At 59.9% G+C, this 16697-nt stretch carries 14 protein-coding genes; 10 read left to right on the top strand and 4 right to left on the bottom strand.

Annotation, left to right across the window (positions count from 1 at the left end; all coding sequences use genetic code 11):
* Positions 1 to 234: 234 nt before the first annotated feature.
* From HNQ50_RS20025 to HNQ50_RS20005, 5 genes are all read left to right on the top strand, one after another.
* Positions 235 to 1992, top strand: coding sequence for an FAD-dependent oxidoreductase (locus HNQ50_RS20025; RefSeq protein ID WP_184102993.1), 1758 nt, complete (start codon positions 235 to 237; stop codon positions 1990 to 1992).
* 117 nt (positions 1993 to 2109) lie between these two features.
* Positions 2110 to 2529: a hypothetical protein gene (locus HNQ50_RS20020; RefSeq protein ID WP_184102992.1), complete on the top strand. Its 420-nt coding sequence runs from the start codon at positions 2110 to 2112 to the stop codon at positions 2527 to 2529.
* A 193-nt stretch (positions 2530 to 2722) separates the two neighbouring features.
* Positions 2723 to 3259 (top strand): cysteine hydrolase family protein, encoded by a 537-nt coding sequence (locus HNQ50_RS20015; RefSeq protein ID WP_184102991.1) that lies wholly within the window; start codon positions 2723 to 2725, stop codon positions 3257 to 3259.
* 664 nt (positions 3260 to 3923) lie between these two features.
* Positions 3924 to 4265: an FKBP-type peptidyl-prolyl cis-trans isomerase gene (locus HNQ50_RS20010; RefSeq protein WP_184102990.1), complete on the top strand. Its 342-nt coding sequence runs from the start codon at positions 3924 to 3926 to the stop codon at positions 4263 to 4265.
* A gap of 320 nt (positions 4266 to 4585) precedes the next feature.
* Positions 4586 to 4912 carry a hypothetical protein gene (locus HNQ50_RS20005; RefSeq protein WP_184102989.1) on the top strand — a complete coding sequence of 109 codons (327 nt, stop codon included), beginning with the start codon at positions 4586 to 4588 and terminating at the stop codon, positions 4910 to 4912.
* 159 nt (positions 4913 to 5071) lie between these two features.
* On the opposite strand, the gene HNQ50_RS20000 is transcribed toward HNQ50_RS20005, so the two are convergent.
* The gene (locus HNQ50_RS20000; RefSeq protein ID WP_184102988.1) at positions 5072 to 6133 is read right to left on the bottom strand and encodes a helix-turn-helix transcriptional regulator; all 1062 of its coding nucleotides are present in this window, start codon (positions 6131 to 6133) and stop codon (positions 5072 to 5074) included.
* Positions 6134 to 6454: 321 nt separating this feature from the next.
* On the opposite strand from HNQ50_RS20000, the gene HNQ50_RS19995 reads away from it, so the two are divergent.
* A complete protein-coding gene (locus HNQ50_RS19995) occupies positions 6455 to 8464 on the top strand; it encodes a glycoside hydrolase family 3 protein (RefSeq protein WP_184102987.1) in 2010 nt (669 codons plus the stop codon).
* Positions 8465 to 8545: 81 nt separating this feature from the next.
* Here HNQ50_RS19995 and HNQ50_RS19990 read toward each other — a convergent pair whose 3' ends face one another.
* Entirely contained in the window at positions 8546 to 9448 is a 903-nt protein-coding gene (locus tag HNQ50_RS19990; RefSeq protein ID WP_221303278.1) for a DUF5672 family protein, read from the bottom strand.
* Positions 9449 to 10035: 587 nt separating this feature from the next.
* Here HNQ50_RS19990 and HNQ50_RS19985 point away from each other — a divergent pair.
* Together HNQ50_RS19985 and HNQ50_RS19980 are read left to right on the top strand one after the other, a co-directional pair.
* Positions 10036 to 11223 carry a hypothetical protein gene (locus tag HNQ50_RS19985; RefSeq protein WP_184102986.1) on the top strand — a complete coding sequence of 396 codons (1188 nt, stop codon included), beginning with the start codon at positions 10036 to 10038 and terminating at the stop codon, positions 11221 to 11223.
* 159 nt (positions 11224 to 11382) lie between these two features.
* Positions 11383 to 12300, top strand: coding sequence for a bestrophin family protein (locus HNQ50_RS19980; protein WP_184102985.1), 918 nt, complete (start codon positions 11383 to 11385; stop codon positions 12298 to 12300).
* A gap of 5 nt (positions 12301 to 12305) precedes the next feature.
* On the opposite strand, the gene HNQ50_RS19975 is transcribed toward HNQ50_RS19980, so the two are convergent.
* Entirely contained in the window at positions 12306 to 13325 is a 1020-nt protein-coding gene (locus HNQ50_RS19975) for a sensor domain-containing diguanylate cyclase (protein ID WP_184102984.1), read from the bottom strand.
* Positions 13326 to 13791: 466 nt separating this feature from the next.
* Between HNQ50_RS19975 and HNQ50_RS19970 the strand changes: the two genes are divergently transcribed.
* Together HNQ50_RS19970 and HNQ50_RS19965 are read left to right on the top strand one after the other, a co-directional pair.
* Positions 13792 to 15432: a sensor domain-containing diguanylate cyclase gene (locus HNQ50_RS19970; RefSeq protein WP_184102983.1), complete on the top strand. Its 1641-nt coding sequence runs from the start codon at positions 13792 to 13794 to the stop codon at positions 15430 to 15432.
* Entirely contained in the window at positions 15425 to 15844 is a 420-nt protein-coding gene (locus tag HNQ50_RS19965) for a YybH family protein (RefSeq protein WP_184102982.1), read from the top strand. The genes HNQ50_RS19970 and HNQ50_RS19965 overlap by 8 nt, the downstream gene beginning before the upstream one ends.
* 28 nt (positions 15845 to 15872) lie before the next feature.
* Here HNQ50_RS19965 and HNQ50_RS19960 read toward each other — a convergent pair whose 3' ends face one another.
* Positions 15873 to 16559 carry an ArsR/SmtB family transcription factor gene (locus HNQ50_RS19960; protein ID WP_184102981.1) on the bottom strand — a complete coding sequence of 229 codons (687 nt, stop codon included), beginning with the start codon at positions 16557 to 16559 and terminating at the stop codon, positions 15873 to 15875.
* Positions 16560 to 16697: the final 138 nt, after the last annotated feature.

Here is a 16697-nt window from a genome sequence, read left to right as displayed (position 1 = left end):
GAGACGTTATTGATCATCAACCACTGATATTCACAGACCGTCGTCATGGCTGTTTTGTTCACCGGGATAGAACCGCCATCCCATCTTCAGACCAGCGGCAAGCCCGATCCGATGACGCAGGCTGCCCTGTGCCGCATGGCTGGTCAAGACAGTAACAACGCCGCAACGCCACCAGGGTGAACTATGCTGATCGCGTAAACAGACCCCGCCTGCCCCACCGCCAGAGGCTCCACCATGACCGCTTTGACCCAGGCTGCCGTTTCCGTGGCAGAACCCGATCTGCCCGCCAACGAGGCCATACCCGGCGCGGACGATGCGCCGTTCTCACCGCTGGAATCCCGCCATCATCAGCGGTTTCCCAAGCTGACCGAGGCAGAAATCGACCGCATGCGGCGCTTTGGTGAAATCCGCGCCTACCCGGCCGCCACCATGATGTTTGAAATTGGCCAGCCGGGACCCGGGCTGTTTGTGATCCTCAAAGGGCGGGTGCGGATTATCTCGCGCGATGGCTTGGGGCATTCCACCATCATTATCGAGCAGGGGCCCAATGAGTTTGCGGCAGAAGTGGCCCAACTGTCTGGCAAGCCGTCGCTGGCCGATGGCCTCACGCTGGAGCCTGTCACCGCCCTGTTGCTGCCACCGCATCAGTTACGCGCCTTGCTGGTGGCCGAGGCCGAACTGGGCGAGCGCATCATGCGCGCGCTGATCCTGCGCCGCGTGGGCTTGCTGGAACGCGGGCGCGGCCTGGTGCTGGTGGGGGGCGAGGCCAATAGCAAACTGCATGCGCTGCAGAGCTTCTTGCGGCGCAATGCCTATCCGCACGCCATCATGGAGGCGGAAACCGACCCCGACATCGTCGATTTGCTGGCGCGTATTTCGGTCAGACCCAGTGATTTTCCGCTGGTGATCTGTCCGGACGGCAATGTGCTGCGCGCGCCGGATGAAGGCCAGTTGGCCAGTCACCTGGGTTTGCTGCCGGAGTTTGATCCGGAGCATGTGTACGACGTGATTGTGGTCGGCGCCGGGCCGGCCGGGCTGGCGGCCTCGGTCTATGCCGCCTCAGAGGGGTTGTCGGTGGCCGTGTTTGATTGCCGTGCGCCCGGTGGCCAGGCCGGGGCGAGTTCGCGCATTGAGAACTATCTGGGTTTCCCGACGGGCATCTCGGGTCAGGCCTTAGCGGGGCGGGCGTTTGTGCAGGCGCAGAAATTTGGCGCGCATGTCGCCATCCCACTGGGCATCAAAACGCTGCACTGTGATCGCTCCCCCATTGCTCTGGAACTCGATGACGGCCGCTGTATTGCCACACGTACCGTCGTGATTGCCAGCGGTGCCGTATACCGCCGGCCGCAAATCAGCCAGTTGTGCCGCTTTGAAGGCCGTGGCGTGTATTACTGGGCGTCTCCGGTCGAGGCCAAATTGTGTCGGGATGAAGAAGTGATTCTGGTCGGCGGCGGCAACTCCGCCGGGCAAGCCGCCGTATTCCTGGCCGCGCACACCGCCAAAGTGCACGTGTTGATCCGTGCGCCCAGTCTGGAAGCCAGCATGTCGCGCTACCTGATTGCGCGGCTGGAGTCGCTGCCGAATGTTGAACTGCATCCGTATTCGGAAATCACCGGGCTGGACGGCGATGAACACGGTCTGGAACGCGTGCAGATCCGCACCCGCCGGGCCGGCAAGGAAACCACCACCAGCATGCCGGTGCACCACGTGTTCCTGTTTATCGGGGCCGATCCAAACACCACCTGGCTCAACGGTTGCGCCGTGAAGATTGATGAGAAAGGCTTTGTGCCGACCGGGCTGGACGCCGTTGCGGATGGGGAGATTCCGGCGTTTGCGCTGGAAACCAGCGTCAAGGGCGTGTTCGCCATTGGCGACGTGCGCTCCGGCTCGGTCAAGCGAGTGGCGGCGGCGGTCGGAGAAGGCGCGGCGGTGGTGGCGCAGATTCACGCTTTTCTGGCGCAGCACCGCGCCGCCATCGCCGCCCGGGCCTGAGGCTGGAGCAACAACGCGCCCGGAATGCGCGCCGTGGCCGATACGCTGATGAGCTTGTTCCCGCCCGGACAAGCCATACAATGAAGCATGAGCGCCACACCGCAACTGGAGCCTGGCATGACGGTTTTTCTGCGTTTTTTGTTCTGGCTGGTCCTGGGCATGGGCCTGGCGCTGCCCGCCCACGCGGCCACGCCGCTGGATGGCACCTGGGTGGGCCAGATCGACCGCACGGTATACCTGCTGCAGATTGTCACCACCAACAACGCCCGCTGGACCGGGCGGCTGGAACAAACCTTTGTTGATACCGATGGCCAGACCATCACACAAAGTTCGCCCGTCAACGGCACTTTGGCCGGGCCACACCTCGTCACCCAGTTAAGCCAGGCCAATCAGGATATGGGCATCGTGGCGCTGGGCAGTACCTTCAAGGCTGGCGTGCTGCAATTGATGATCAAGGGCGGCGCCACGGCCCAGCTGCTGCATACCGATCAATACGCCTACGACCGCCAGGTACAGGCGCTGAAAACCCACCGTTGACGCAGCGCTACTGCTGTCTTATGTTAAAGGCATGAACCTCTGCGCCATCACCACGACCACCACCACCACGACCGCCATCGGCGGGCCGTGTACGGGGTGACGAGCGCAACTCCCCCGATTCAAGGCCCCGCCAGTCTGGTCGGGGCCTTGTTGTTTCTCCCGCCCGGTCTGGCACCACCACCGGAGAAACACCATGTCTGTACCGCAATCCGCCCTGTTGATCATTGACATGCAAGTCGGCCACGTTGGCGGCCCGGAGCGCCCCCATGCGCTCAGCGCACTGCTCGCCAACATCAACCTGCTGATCGGCAAGGCGCGCGCTGCCGATGTGCCGGTGTTTGCCGTACGCCACACCGGCCCGGCGGGTTCTCCCATTGCCGCCGGCAGCCCCAACTGGCAACTGAGCGACGCGCTGGACTTCAACCCAGCCAGCGACCGTGTATTCGACAAGCACCGCGCCAGTTGCTTTACCGGTACGCCCCTGGCCGACTGGTTGCAAGAAGCCGGTATCAAGCGCCTGGTCGTGGCCGGCATGAAAACCCAATATTGCGTCGACAGTACATGTCGGGACGCCAGCGAACGCGGCTTTGCCACCGTGCTGGCCAGCGATGCGCACAGCTGCATGGACACACCGCAACTGGCCGCCCGCGACATCATTGCGCACCACAACGCCACGCTGGGCGGGCCGTTTGTGATGTTGCAAAGCACGGCAGAGATTGAGATGGGGTGAAGCGCGGATTTCTTGTGGAGACGGGCCGCCGCCGCTTCATTGTTCTTGCTTGAGCAGGAACAAACGGGCAGCAGCGGTGGCCGGGCTTCGTATTATTTGCCTGCAGTGCAACTGGATTCCCACCAAGGGGGAATAACGAGGTCGGGGTGGGGTTGCTTTGGCTTTGGATGTTGCCGTTGCTTTTGACGTACCTCCCCTCCGGCAGCGCCGAGCATCGCAGCAAGGCGCGGGGTTTCGGCGGAGGGGTGTTTGAGGGCTTTAGCCCGAGTTCCCGCAGCCAGCCGCGCCTTGCGAGAAGCGCAGGGAACCCGAAGGGCGCTGTCGCAGGGTCGCCTTTCTTTTGGTTACTTTTCTTTGGCGAAGCAAAGAAAAGTAACGTGCTCCGGCCACCGCCGGTATCCAAACCAACCGCGCCGCAGGCGCTAACAACCATCGCCATGGTGGATTGTCGCCAAGGCTCCGAATCCACCCTACTTCCCTGCAGCGATATGACCCACGCCCGCTACCCCGGATTCCCGCCTGGTGGCTCCATCCGGGCTACGAAGTAATCCTTTGCCAGCAAAGGCCGTCTGCTTGCATACCGCCCTGCAAAGCAACCACTTCGTGCCCCACAAAACGCTAAAATATCCCCCTCGACATCCAGACCACCCCAGAGCACCTCACCATGAGCACCGACCTCATCATCGAAGACCTCGTCATTGGCGAAGGCAAAGAAATCGCCCGCGGCGCGCTGATTACCGCCCACTACACCGGCACGCTGGAAGACGGCACCAAATTTGATTCGTCCCATGATCGCGGCAAGCCGTTCCAGTGCGTGATCGGCACCGGCCGGGTCATCAAGGGCTGGGATCAAGGGCTCATTGGCATGAAGGTCGGCGGCAAGCGCAAGCTGTTTGTGCCTGCGCATCTGGCCTACGGCGAGCGGCAGATTGGCGCGCATATCAAGCCCAATTCCAACCTGGTATTTGAAATTGAATTACTGGAAGTGCTGACCCGCGACGACTGATCGGGACGGGGCCGACAAGCGGCCAGGCGCCAGACGGCTGTCAACCAGAAAACGGGTCATTGAAGCGGTTGGGGCCACCAAAAACCCAACCGGCGGCAATGCAAAGCGTAGCGCGGCTTGGCGTTGAGCGGCCTTTCCGGCCCGCTGACCGAGCCCGCGCAACCGTGTCAGCGGACACTGACATTTATCAATATTCGGGAAACAAACTAACAACGGTTCGGTAGTTTTTCTACGTACTTTCGAGGCATACCATGGCTTCAACGTCGCAAACAAAACAACAACGACGTTGGTTCTACCTTGAATCTACACGGAGAAATATCATGAACAAGTTTGCTGCATCCCTCGTTTTTGCCGCTGTTGCCGCCACTGCCGCCTTCTCGGTGCAAGCTGCCGATAACAGCAAGACCAATACCCAGCCTGCTGCCCAGCAAGGTGCCCTGCCGATGTGGCAACGCGCCTCTCATGCCACGCAGAACTTCACGTCGCAGATTGATCAGCAGCCAGGTCGTGCCGGCTTTGCCTTCACGCCAGCCGCGCAGGAAGTGGTGCCGTCGCATGCCAGTACGGCCGGCCAGGCTGCAGCCTACGCCACCCAGAATTTCTCGGCCCAGATTGACCAGCAACCAGGTCGTGTGGTCACCGAATAAGTTTTTGCTTTAAAGCAACTGTTGCCAGAAAAGCCCGCTGCAACAGCGGGCTTTTTTACGGCACCTGACGCCTCTCCGTCTACAAGCAGGTGGCCACAAGCCGGGTCTGTCCACTTCTATCCTGGTATTGTCGCCTGCTTGTCTTTTTCCCTGTTTCGCTCAAGCCGCTTTACCGGCCCGCAGCAAAGCGTGCTGCCGGAATGCCAGTGGCGCCATCTCATGCCGTGCCCGGAAAAACCGGGTAAACGCACTTTGTGAGGCAAATCCCAGTTGCTCGCTGATCTGCGCCAGCGTGATATGCGGGTTCCCCAGCAAGCGCCGCGACTCACTGATTTTCACTTTCGTTTCCAGCTCCCGGAAATGCGTTCCTTCCAGTTGCAACTGCCGATGCAAAGACCAGCGCGAGGTCTGCAAGCGATCACACAATTGCTGTAGCAAGGCTGCGCCGCGAATCTCTGTTTGCGGATCATTGATAAATTCACGAATCAGGCTTTCCACCCCGCCCGCAAATGAATGCAGTTGCCGGACCTGCACCAGTGCTTGCTGCGCGTGCTGCTGCAACATGGGGGCGAGCATGGCGTTGTGCTGGGAAAACACCGTATCCAGCGCCGGAGCGGTAAAGGACATGCGATTGGCCGCGCAGCCAAAGCGCACCGCCGCACCAAAGAAGTCGTTGATTTGCCGCAACAGCACAGCGGGCGGCGCATGACCCATCAACTCCACGGCAAAGCGGGTGGGCTGATGCTGGTCATACAGCCGGGTCAGGCTCGCCAGTACCTGAAAATTGGCCAGCGCCTGAAAGCCGCTCTCAGGCGCAAATTCCGCCAGGTAATCAAAGCGCACATGCTGGCCGCTGATCTTGCACAACAAGAAATCGAACTCGCCAATCAGTGGCCGGAAGGCATTGAACGCCATCAACGCTTCACGCAGGGTGCGGCTGTTCAGGCAGACATTGCCCAGTGCAGGAAAATCCGTAAACAGGCCAGTGTTCGACTCCGCCAGGATCACCGGCGGCAAGGCCAGTTTGCCGGCCAGTTGCACCATGCGGCGGTGCCGTTCGCCGTCAATGCGACCATTGGGATCGAGCAGATCATCCGGCGCAATGCCGGTATGCCGGGTAAACAGGGTGCTCGACAGTCCGGCCTGCAGCGCACTGCGTTGCAGGTAAACAGCGATACGGTTGGACACAGTACGAGCCAGAGCGCGGTGCAGAGCCGGCATACAGACCTCCAGTGCTAGGTGACATGTTTTTTGAACCTATCCTGGCGAGGGCATGCCGGTCAGGCCATCAGGTAAAGTCCATACGTGGGCCGGTTGCTGGCTGAACGGGACATGCCAATCCAGTATTGGCGCGCCTTGCAGCGACATTACACCGTCTGGCAGCGCTGACGATGATGCAGCGCACGATCGATCTTGCACCCCAAAGATAAAAACGCGCTCCCGCCGGTCAAGCCACCGTGACCGGCCTGCGTACAGTGGGATAACGCCTCATACAGGGGCGATACAGACGTAGAAAAACAACCCACGATCAAGGAGCAGTCGATGAAGAAGTTCCAACCCGGATCACGTTACATGCTGCTGGCCGGCACCAGCCTGGCGCTGGCCCTGGCCGGCTGTGGCGGCGGTGGAGATGGTGGCAGCCATGTGGCCCAACAGGATTTTGGCTACACCGGCCTGAACCTGATCAGCCAGGACGGCCTCAAGTTCAAGGATCTGAACAAGGACGGCAAGCTTGAGCCCTATGAAGACTGGCGCCTGAGCCCGGAAGTACGCGCGCAAGACCTGGTATCCCGCCTGACACTGGCGGAAAAAGCCGGCCTGATGATGCACGGCACCGCCCCGGTCCTGAACGACACCACCGGCGCAGGCACCGGCAACGCGTACGATCTGGACGCCCTCAATACGTTGATCAACACCCAGTTCGTGAATACCTTCATCACGCGCATGGGCGGCGCGCCGCAAACCATGGCCGAGCAGTACAACAGTATCCAGAAACTGGCCGAGCAATCCCGGCTGGGTATTCCGGTCTCCATCAGTACCGATCCGCGCAATCATTTCCAGTACACGCTGGGGGCCAGTGCGGGGAGCAGCGGGTTCTCGCAATGGCCGGAGACGCTGGGCTTTGCCGCACTTAACGACCCCGCGCTGACGCGTCACTTTGGCGATATTGCCCGCCAGGAATACACGGCCGTGGGTATCACCCAGGCGCTCTCGCCGCAGGCGGACCTGGCCACAGAACCGCGCTGGCCGCGTATTAACGGCACGTTTGGCGAAGATGCCGACATCGCCAAAGCCCAGGTGCAAGCGTATATCGAGGGTTTCCAGGGCAGCACCAGTGGCATTGTGCCGGGTGGCGTTGTGGCCGTGGTCAAGCACTGGGTGGGTTACGGTGCGTCTAAAAGCGGGTTTGATGGCCACAACTACTACGGCCGTTTCCTGACGTATCCGGGCAACAATTTCGCCTATCACCTCAAGCCATTCGAAGGCGCGTTTGCCGCCAACGTGGGCTCGGTCATGCCGACGTATTCGTTCCCGGATTCCACCGTCACCGTCAACGGCATTACCATCGAACAAGTGGGCGCGGGTTTTGACAAAGCGCTGCTGACCGATCTTTTGCGCGGCAACTACGGCTTCAAGGGCGTCATCTTGTCAGACTGGGGTATTACGTCTGACTGCGACACCAACTGCCTGAACGGCACGCCGACTGGCGTTGCGCCCTCCTTTATCGGCTTTGGTACGCCGTGGGGCATGGAAACCGCCACCAAGCTGCAACGTTACGTGAAAGCCGTGAATGCCGGCATGGACCAGTTTGGCGGCGTCACTGAATCGCAATATCTGATTCAGGCCGTGCAGCAAGGGTTGCTGACCGAAAGCCGGCTGACTGAATCGGCCTATCGCATTCTGTTGCAGAAATTCCAGCAAGGCCTGTTTGAGAAACCGTTTGTGGATGCCACCGCTGCTGCCACCATCGTCGGCAACGCCACCTTCCAGGCCGAAGCGCTGGATACGCAACGCCGTGCCATGGTGCTGCTGCAAAACAACAATGCCACCCTGCCGATGGCGCTGACCGGCAAGAAGGTCTGGCTGTATGGCGTGAATGCGTCGGTCGCACAAAGCTATGGCTTTACCGTGGTCAGCAATGTGGCCGATGCCGATGTCGCCGTGCTGCGGGTCAGCACGCCGTATGAAACCTTGCACCCCAACTATATGTTTGGCTCCATGCAACACGAGGGTAGCCTGGCATTTGTAGACGGTGCGGCAGATTACGAAGCCATCAAGGCCGCTGCGGCAGCGCCCAAATCCATTGTCTCGGTTTACATGGACCGGCCGGCCATTCTGACCAACGTGCAAGACAAAACCAGCGCCATCCTGGCCAACTTTGGGGCCAGTGACGCCGCGCTGTTCGACGTGATCACCGGCAAGGGCAAACCGCAAGGCAAGCTGCCGTTTGAGTTGCCGTCGTCCATGGTGGATGTCGCAGCGCAGAAGGAAGACGTACCGCACGATACCGCCAGCCCGTTGTATCCGTTTGGGTTTGGTTTGAGTTATTGATGAGGCGTTGATCTAGCAGCTATATAACAGAAGCCCGGCATGTGCCGGGCTTTTTTCACTCCGCTTCCATATTTATGTGTTTTATTCTGGCGTAAATACAATGCTATAGCCGCGATCCTCGAACATCTGGACCATATCCAGCTCTCTACGCGCTCTTTTCACCAGGCTTCTTTTCATCCGGTATTGGACTGTCGGTGGATCAATGCTGACAAGACGTCGCCATGGGCCGTGGTGACCGAGCAATTTTTTAAAATCGAGCTCCTTGTACATTGGCCCGGTATCTTCAGCCGCAAATAGAGTGCATATATCAAGCGGCGGATACTTGATTCCGGCATTTTCAAGCTCGGGGCGCAATGTAGCCGTGAGCTGCACATCCTCATTTGGCGCGCAATTGCGCCAATACATGCGAAACGGATCAAAATGAAGTATATCGGGCCGAGGAATATGCACTTTGATCTCGGGATGGTCGATCAGCGCGCGTAGCATACGTTTGCTACGCAAGCTGAACCCGCCATTGAGAACCGGATAGACCGTGTGATCTGGCTTCCCTAGATGGGCATACCAATCAAATTTGGACATCCATCGCGTACCAGCAGGCGTGTCTACACGCCCATGTGCCACTGGTGCGCCTACATAGTCATAATCAAAATATTCATCCCGCCAATTGGCGCCATCCAGCACCCAGCCATCATCCTGGATAATGAGTGCGAACTCGGTTTCGATCAAATGCCACAGCGCAAACATCATGAAAAGGCTGTATTCGGTGTATCCCAATTTAGCAATGACTTTGTGTTCAATTGTTGGGGGTAGATACTCCGGTGCTTTCGGGCTACACAAAAGTGCGCGCGCACCGGGCATTTGCTGTTGGCTTAACACCAGGGCATAGGCCGCATGCTGCGCATCTTCCAGTCCTGTGACAGAAACGAGGGTTATTCGACTAAAGTCGGACTTCCTCTTTTTGGCGATATCTTCTTTTTTATCCATTATCTTATTCAATGTTTTTAAATGTTTTATTTGATCAAATCAGGACCTGTTTATTGAAACACCAAACCGCCAAAATCAGATATTTCTCTACACCCAATTATTTTGGCAATATGCGCGGCAATCAACAAACCCATGGTTTTCATGAAAAATACAGCTTTCCAAGTATTGTTTAAGTTGCATGCAACTTTAAAAAAACACCCCTATCCCGATCCGTGAAATATTTGGTTTGTGTTATGCCACTTGCAAAGAAAATTTTTTCAGACCAGTTCATTACAAGAAATTTGATTAGCCGCTTCTCTGCCAGGAAATAGAATCCCGCAGCCCCCGGAAACCGGCATCAAGCACCGGATTGAGACTGATACATGGCACGATTTTGGTATGCCAGACTCAACCGGGATCAGCGCCATGGCGCAACAGCATGGGGGCGGGGCATCGGTAAAATCACAGCAAATTTTTAGGTCGTTTCTTACAAGACCTGTTGCAGAAACGCAAAAAATGCCGCCAGTCGCCCACATGGTCTCGTCAGTCTCAAGCTTGATTGATACACGTCGATACACGGGTAAAACCGTGTCACCCGGAGTTCAATCATGCATGTCGAACAAGCACGCCAGTCTCTTGTCCCTTCCTGGTCCTTGCTGGAACAAGAACAGTTCTCCGGTACCTGGCAACCGGATAGCAGTAATAACGCGGGCACCCCGTCCGGTACCGGTACGGACAGCAGCAATGCCCCCAGCCCGAGTACCGCCGTGCAGTTATCCCAGGCTGGCCAGCAAGCGGCTGCCGCCAGCACGGGTCAGACGGGTTCTGCGCAGAATTCCCTCGTATCTGAAGTCAGCCCGGAACTGGATATCTTCCGTTCCATGATGGAGCAGATGCTGGGCACCAGCATCACCGGCATGCAGTTCTCCGGTCAGTTGGCGGAAGGTGCGCAAGTGGGCGTCAGCAGTGGCTCGGCCGGGCATCATGGTCACGGCAACGGCGGTGCTAGCGGCAATATGTATGCCGCATTCGGTCTGGCGCTGAATTTGAGTGGCACCATCACCACTGCGGATGGGCGCACGCTGGGCTTTACGGCGTCCATGACCATGCTGGAGGCATCTTCCTGGTCTGGCGGGACTGGCGCACCAAGCGGACATTCGACCGGCGGGAGCCCGTCGACGTCCTTGCCCTCCCCCACACCGGCGCCATCGACGGGAAGCAGTGGCAGCCCGACCAGCGCCAGCCCATCGACCGGCAGCCCGGCGGGTGTGCCGTCCGTCAACATACCGATTCCCGCACCGACGCCGGCGCCGACGGCCAGTGCGCCCACACCGACAAGCAGTTCGCCGGCTCCCGGCAGCGCGACGCCCGCACCAACGCCGGTCTCACCGACACCAGCACCGACGCCCACCGCCAGCACAGGCGGCCAAAGCGACTGGGTGGGGTCTTTGCTGAAATTTGAAACGGATGCCATCCATTTCATGCTGCAACTGAACCAGACCCTGTTCCAGCAAATGGGTGACTGGCTGGCGGCCCTGAACGGCAACAGCACGGGTTCTGGTAACACCATTGATCAAAGTGGCACCGGTACGCCTTCCAGCGCGGGCAGCACCAGCAGCGCTGATCAAAGCAACAGCAGTACCGACGTCAGCGGGACCACTACGGTGACGATCACTGGCGATGCCCCGGCCAGCACCACTGCAGCGCAGAGCCCCACGCCATCGACCAGCCTCAGCAATACGTACTCCAGCAGCAGCAAGAGCCCCAGCCCTGGCGCAGTGGATGTCTCTGCCTGAGTGTTTATGCCATGCCTTGATTGCCCCGCCGCCTGGCGGGGCTTTTGTTTTGCGCTTACCGCAACGGCCAAACGTTAAAAATTGCCAGAACAAGCCTTGCCCAGCATCAATACGGGAAGGAGTAACATACGTTCCCGTCTCGCAAACCATGACAATGCCATGATCGTCCGCCCCCACAGCCACTGGATATCCCTTCTGTTTGTCTGGCGCGGATCGGTGCTGCACCGTATCTTGCCACGGCTCATGGTGGTGGCTGCGGTCTCGGTACTGGCGGTGCTCGCGCGCGGCTGGTGGTTTAACGAGCATGCCAATTCTTCCCTGAGCATTCCGCCCTTCACCCTGATGGGGATTGCACTGGCCATCTTTCTGGGGTTTCGCAACTCGGTGAGCTACGAGCGCTATTGGGAAGCGCGCAAATTGTGGGGCGGTTTGCTGGTGGCGGCGCGCTCGGTCATGCGCCAGCTTCACGCTGCCGCACCAGATCACCCGGCCACGGCACGTCTGGGGCGCGGTCTGGCGGCCTGTACTTATGCCCTCTTGGGGCAAATGCGGCATACCGATCAGCAAGCGCAGCTGGCGCGCCTGTTGCCGGCACAATTACTCCCCCGTGTGAGCGAGGCGCGTTTCAAGCCCGCGTTTATCCTGCACTGGTTGGGGAGTGAATGCGCGACCTTGCTGCGTGAGGGCACGCTCAGCGAATTGCAGTATCAATCCATAGACGAGAATCTGAACCGACTCTCCGAGATGATTGGCGGCTGCGAGCGGATTGCCAGCACGCCCATTCCCTTCAGCTACCGCGTTTTGCTCAACCGCACGGTCACCCTGTATTGCCTGCTGCTGCCCATTGGTCTGGCCACCAGTACAGGCTGGCTGACGCCGCTGATTGCGGCCTTCATCGCCTACACCTATATGGCGCTGGATGTGATTGGCGATGAGCTGGAAGACCCGTTTGGCATGGAGCCCAACGATCTGCCGCTGGCCTCACTGAGCCATACCATCGAGTCGGCCATCATGGACGTGCTGGGCGAGCCCTTGACCGAGCCCGCACCACAAGCCCACAACTACATCATGCACTAGGAGGGTCAGCAGGCGGCCCGGCGGGCGCGGTGCTGTTTGACCTTGTACATGGCGCTATCGGCCTGGCTTAACGCTTCGCTGACCGTGGCGGCAGCGGGGTCAATGGCAATGGCGCCCACACTGGCACCGGCGTAATCAAACTGCGCAGCGCCGGCAGCCACCGTCGCACGGGTTTTCTCAAACAGGCGCAGACCAAACGCCTGGGCCGCATCACTGGCCGATTCACCCTGCTGCGGGCCCACGCCCACCGCCACAAATTCATCGCCTCCCACCCGCGCAATGAAATCCCCGGCGCGGCGCTGTTGTGCCAGTTGTCGCGCAATGGTTTGCAACAGTACGTCCCCGGCTTCATGCCCCCAGGTATCGTTCACCTGTTTGAACCCATCCAGATCCAGAAATGCAATCAGCACGCTGCGGGTTTCCCGCTGGGCCACGGCGAACATGCGTCCCAGCTCATCCAGCAGCGCGCGCCGGTTGGGCAGGCTGGTCAGGGGGTCGGTCAGCGCCATGGCGGAGAGTTCGATATTGGCTTCGCGCAGCCGGGTGAGCAAAGACTCCCGCTCCACATGCTGGGCAATCAAGCGGGCAAACAGGTCGATGATCTTGCGGGTATCGACCGAGACATCCCGGCGTGTGGCGCTGGCCGCGCACAGCGTGCCATACAGGTTGCCAGTCCCCGTGAAAATGGGGGTCGACAGGTAGGTCTGGATGCCCAGCGCACGCGCCGCGTCAGAATCTCCCCAGCAGTCGTCCACCTCATTGGTAAACCCGCGGTTTTCATCCAGCGCGCGTTTGCACAGGGTGTCATTCCATTCCACCGTAAGCCCTTCCGGAATCGCGAAAGTGGTGGAGGCATTGCGCGAGTAAAGAATGTGCTGCAGCCCCTGGTCCAGATCGATGGAGGTCAGATAGGTGGATTCCAGCCCGGTCACGGCGTGCAGCATTTCCAGCAGCGGGCGCGTCAGTTCTTCCAGCGTTTGTGCGCCAGAGACCGAATCAGACAATTTCAGCAGTATTGAATCCATTTGCCCCTCCCTGAGCTGGTGTGCTCCGCACCGTGGGCAAACGGCGTGGACCAGTTGGCTGCATTTATTGTTGGTAAAACGACCGGCTGCGGCTGCGGCTCCCGCCCCGCGCCTGGCAGGCGCTGCGCTGTAGGAGATGTCCGGCGTTTTCCTCAATTATGCCGTCAGTCTGGCCTGGTCAGGGTGCGGGTTACCCCTGAGTGGGCGACATTCTGCACCGGGTTTTCGACAATCGGCAGGACAGATTGCGCGCAACCCATTGATCCACCCAATCTGACAACGGTTGCAAACCCGAATCAGGCCATTTGGCGCAACGCATTTGTCGGGATTCGGGCCTGGCAAGCCAGCCGGCTTATGCAATTGCACAATGCGTCGGCTACATTGTCAGCTAGCGCCCCTCTGTGTGTGAGCAGATTGCGGTTTTCTGACAACGCCCCGCCGCGACTTTTTCCGGGATCGTGTTTTTATGGCCGGTTTAGCCAGCACCCGCTTTGCCTCTCGCGATAACGCCGGCCGCATCCGTGTGCTGGTGTTGATCACGGCGCTGATCCTGGTATTGGGCGGGCTGTTCAGCGGCGTATACCGCTTTGGCCAGAATCTGAACACGGAATATCGGGTGACCAGCGAAACCGGCGCGTTTATTGCGGCCACCCTGGATCACGAACTGGACCTGCGGCGGCAGTATCTGGAAACGCTGGCCGACGAGGCCGGCGATCTGCTGAGCGGACGCTACACGCTCAACCTTGATATCACCCGCTATCTGCAACCCCGTTCAGACCGGCAAGGGTATGAACTGGCCGAATTGCCCGGCTTTGGCGTCAATGACCAGGGTCTGTTGACCGGGCATGGCGCCATACCGGTACCCGGCTCGCCCGAGGCGCATGAAATGTCGATGGCGATTGGCCTGACCCCCATGTTCCGGGCGCTGAAACGGCGTGATATCCACCTGCCCTGGGTGTACTACCGCTCCGAGCGCGGCTTTGTGTATTTTTATCCGCCGCCCGACATGCAGTCCGGCACGCAGCGTTTTTACAAGGCAGAAGACCTGGCTGCAGTCACCTATGCCAACGCTGGCCCCGCCGCCAACCCCAGCCACACAACGGTCTGGAGCGCGGTATATGACGATGTGGCCGGCAAGGGCAAGGTCGTGACCGTCAGCAAACCGCTCTATGATCATGACCGGTTCATGGGCGTGCTGAGTCTGGACGTGCGATTGCAAACGCTGGTCGAAACGCTGAAAGTGCGCCATATCGGTAACGCCACGGAAAACCTGGTCAACCGCGACACCGGCATGAACCTGCTGCGACCAGGCGAACCCGCCCTGCCAGCCCGTATTCTGGAGGCACGGCGCGGCGTACCAGTGGGTGACGGCGACGTGCGCTATCTGGTGTATCCGCTCAAATCAGCCAATTGGTCGCTGGTGGTCGAGGCCAACCACCACGCCATGCTGTGGCAAGCCTTCCGGGCCACCCTGTTGCTGGTGGGCGCCACCGTGGCGGCGCTGGGTTGCGTCGTGCTGCTGGTACTGCTGGCCGGGGCCATGCGCAATATGCAGAACATGTCGATCCGCGACGCGTTAACCGGCCTCTTTAACCGCCGGCATTTTGACGATATCGCCCAACGAGAAGTCGCGCATAGCCGCCGCAACGGGCAATGGCTGGGTCTGGCCATTCTGGATATTGACCACTTCAAGAAATACAACGATTTCTACGGCCACCAGGGCGGCGATGAGACCCTGCGACAGGTCGCCAGCGCACTGCAGAACGCAGTGCGGCGCGCGACCGATGGCGTGTTCCGCGTGGGGGGCGAAGAATTTGCCGTGCTGGTGCAACTGAACGACCCCGCGCACCTGGCCACGCTGATGAACAGTCTGTGCGACGCCGTGCGTGCGCTGCACATTGCCCATGAAAAAAGCAGTTGGCAGGAAGTCACCATCTCGCTGGGCGCCACCTTGATCGGCCCGGACCACAGCCTGGATCTGGATGCCGCTTATCGTGAAGCCGACGCTGCGCTGTATGAGGCCAAGACCACCGGGCGCAACCGTTATATGCTCTCCGCTGCGGCTGCACACTTCAGACCGGCCGCAGAAGGAGCGAGCGATGAGTGAGGTGACAGCGGATATCGGGCAGGTGCTGACGCAGTATCAGCAAGCCGTTCACGCCAAAGATGTCGCCGGCGTACTGGCCTTGTATACCGACGACGTGCGCGCCTTTGACGCCTGGGCGCATCAACAGCATGACGGCAAGACGGCGCTCAGCGCCACGGTGACGCAATGGCTCACCACCCTGGGTGACGTGGTGGTGACGGTGACGTTTGAGGATGTGCGCATCCTGGCCAGTGGCGATCTGGCCGTCGCCCACATGTTTGTCCAATACCGGGGTGACTCTGCCACCACGCATAACGCCATGAAAGACCGGCAAACCTGGGTGTTCCGGCGGGATGCGCAAGGCTGGCGTGTGGCGCACGCGCATTCCTCCTTGCCCATGGACCCTGCCACCACCCAGGCCCTGTTTGGCTAAGGCGGCCAACTGGCGGGCGCGCAAGCTATCACCAAGCCGGCAGCACCAGCCCGAAATGCCGCTCCAGCGCTTTGCGACCGCCTGCAGTCAGCGTGAGCTGGCGGCTTTCCAGCTGGCGCTCCACCCAATGCTGGCGTTCAAAGGCTTGTAACAAGGCCGCACCCAGTTGACCGCCCAGGTGCGCCTGGCGCTCGCTCCAGTCAAGGCAAGCACAAGCAAACCGGCGACGGCTGGCAGACGGCCAGCTCACGCCCAACTGCGCCAGCGCTTGCAAGCCCGGTTCATTGAGTTGATAGCTGTCATGATCGAGCCAGCCCAGCGTGATCAGCCGGTCATGCAAAGCCACCGCCATTTCCCCCGCCATATGGTCATAACAAGTGCGGGCAAAACGCAGGTGCTGCGGGGTGTGGCTATGGATATTGCGCACCCGCGCGCCCACCAGCCCCATCAGCGTTTCCAGCGCATTGGCCACCTGCGTGCTGGCAATGCTGAAATAGCGATGCCGCCCCTGCGGGGTACAGCGCACCAGATGCTGGTCCACCAGCCGCGCCAGGTGGCTGCTGGCCGTCGATGCGGATACCGAGGTCGCCGCCGCCAGTTCAGTTGCCGTATAGGCACGCCCGTCCATCAACAGACACAACATACCAGCGCGGGTTTTGTCGGCCACGGCGGCAGCCACATCCGCCAGCCGTTGTTCCAGATGCTGTTCATCCATACTTTGATACCTGACGAAACATGTATGTCGTCATGGTAGACCGTGCGCCTGCTATCTGCTTGATGATGACGCCTGGGTTCCTGACGCAGGACTTTGTATCAACCGCTCCGTACCATGCCGTCATCATTTTTTGACGAG

Source organism: Silvimonas terrae (assembly GCF_014202765.1).
GTDB lineage: Bacteria > Pseudomonadota > Gammaproteobacteria > Burkholderiales > Chitinibacteraceae > Silvimonas > Silvimonas terrae.
This window is presented reverse-complemented; position numbering and strand designations above follow the sequence as displayed.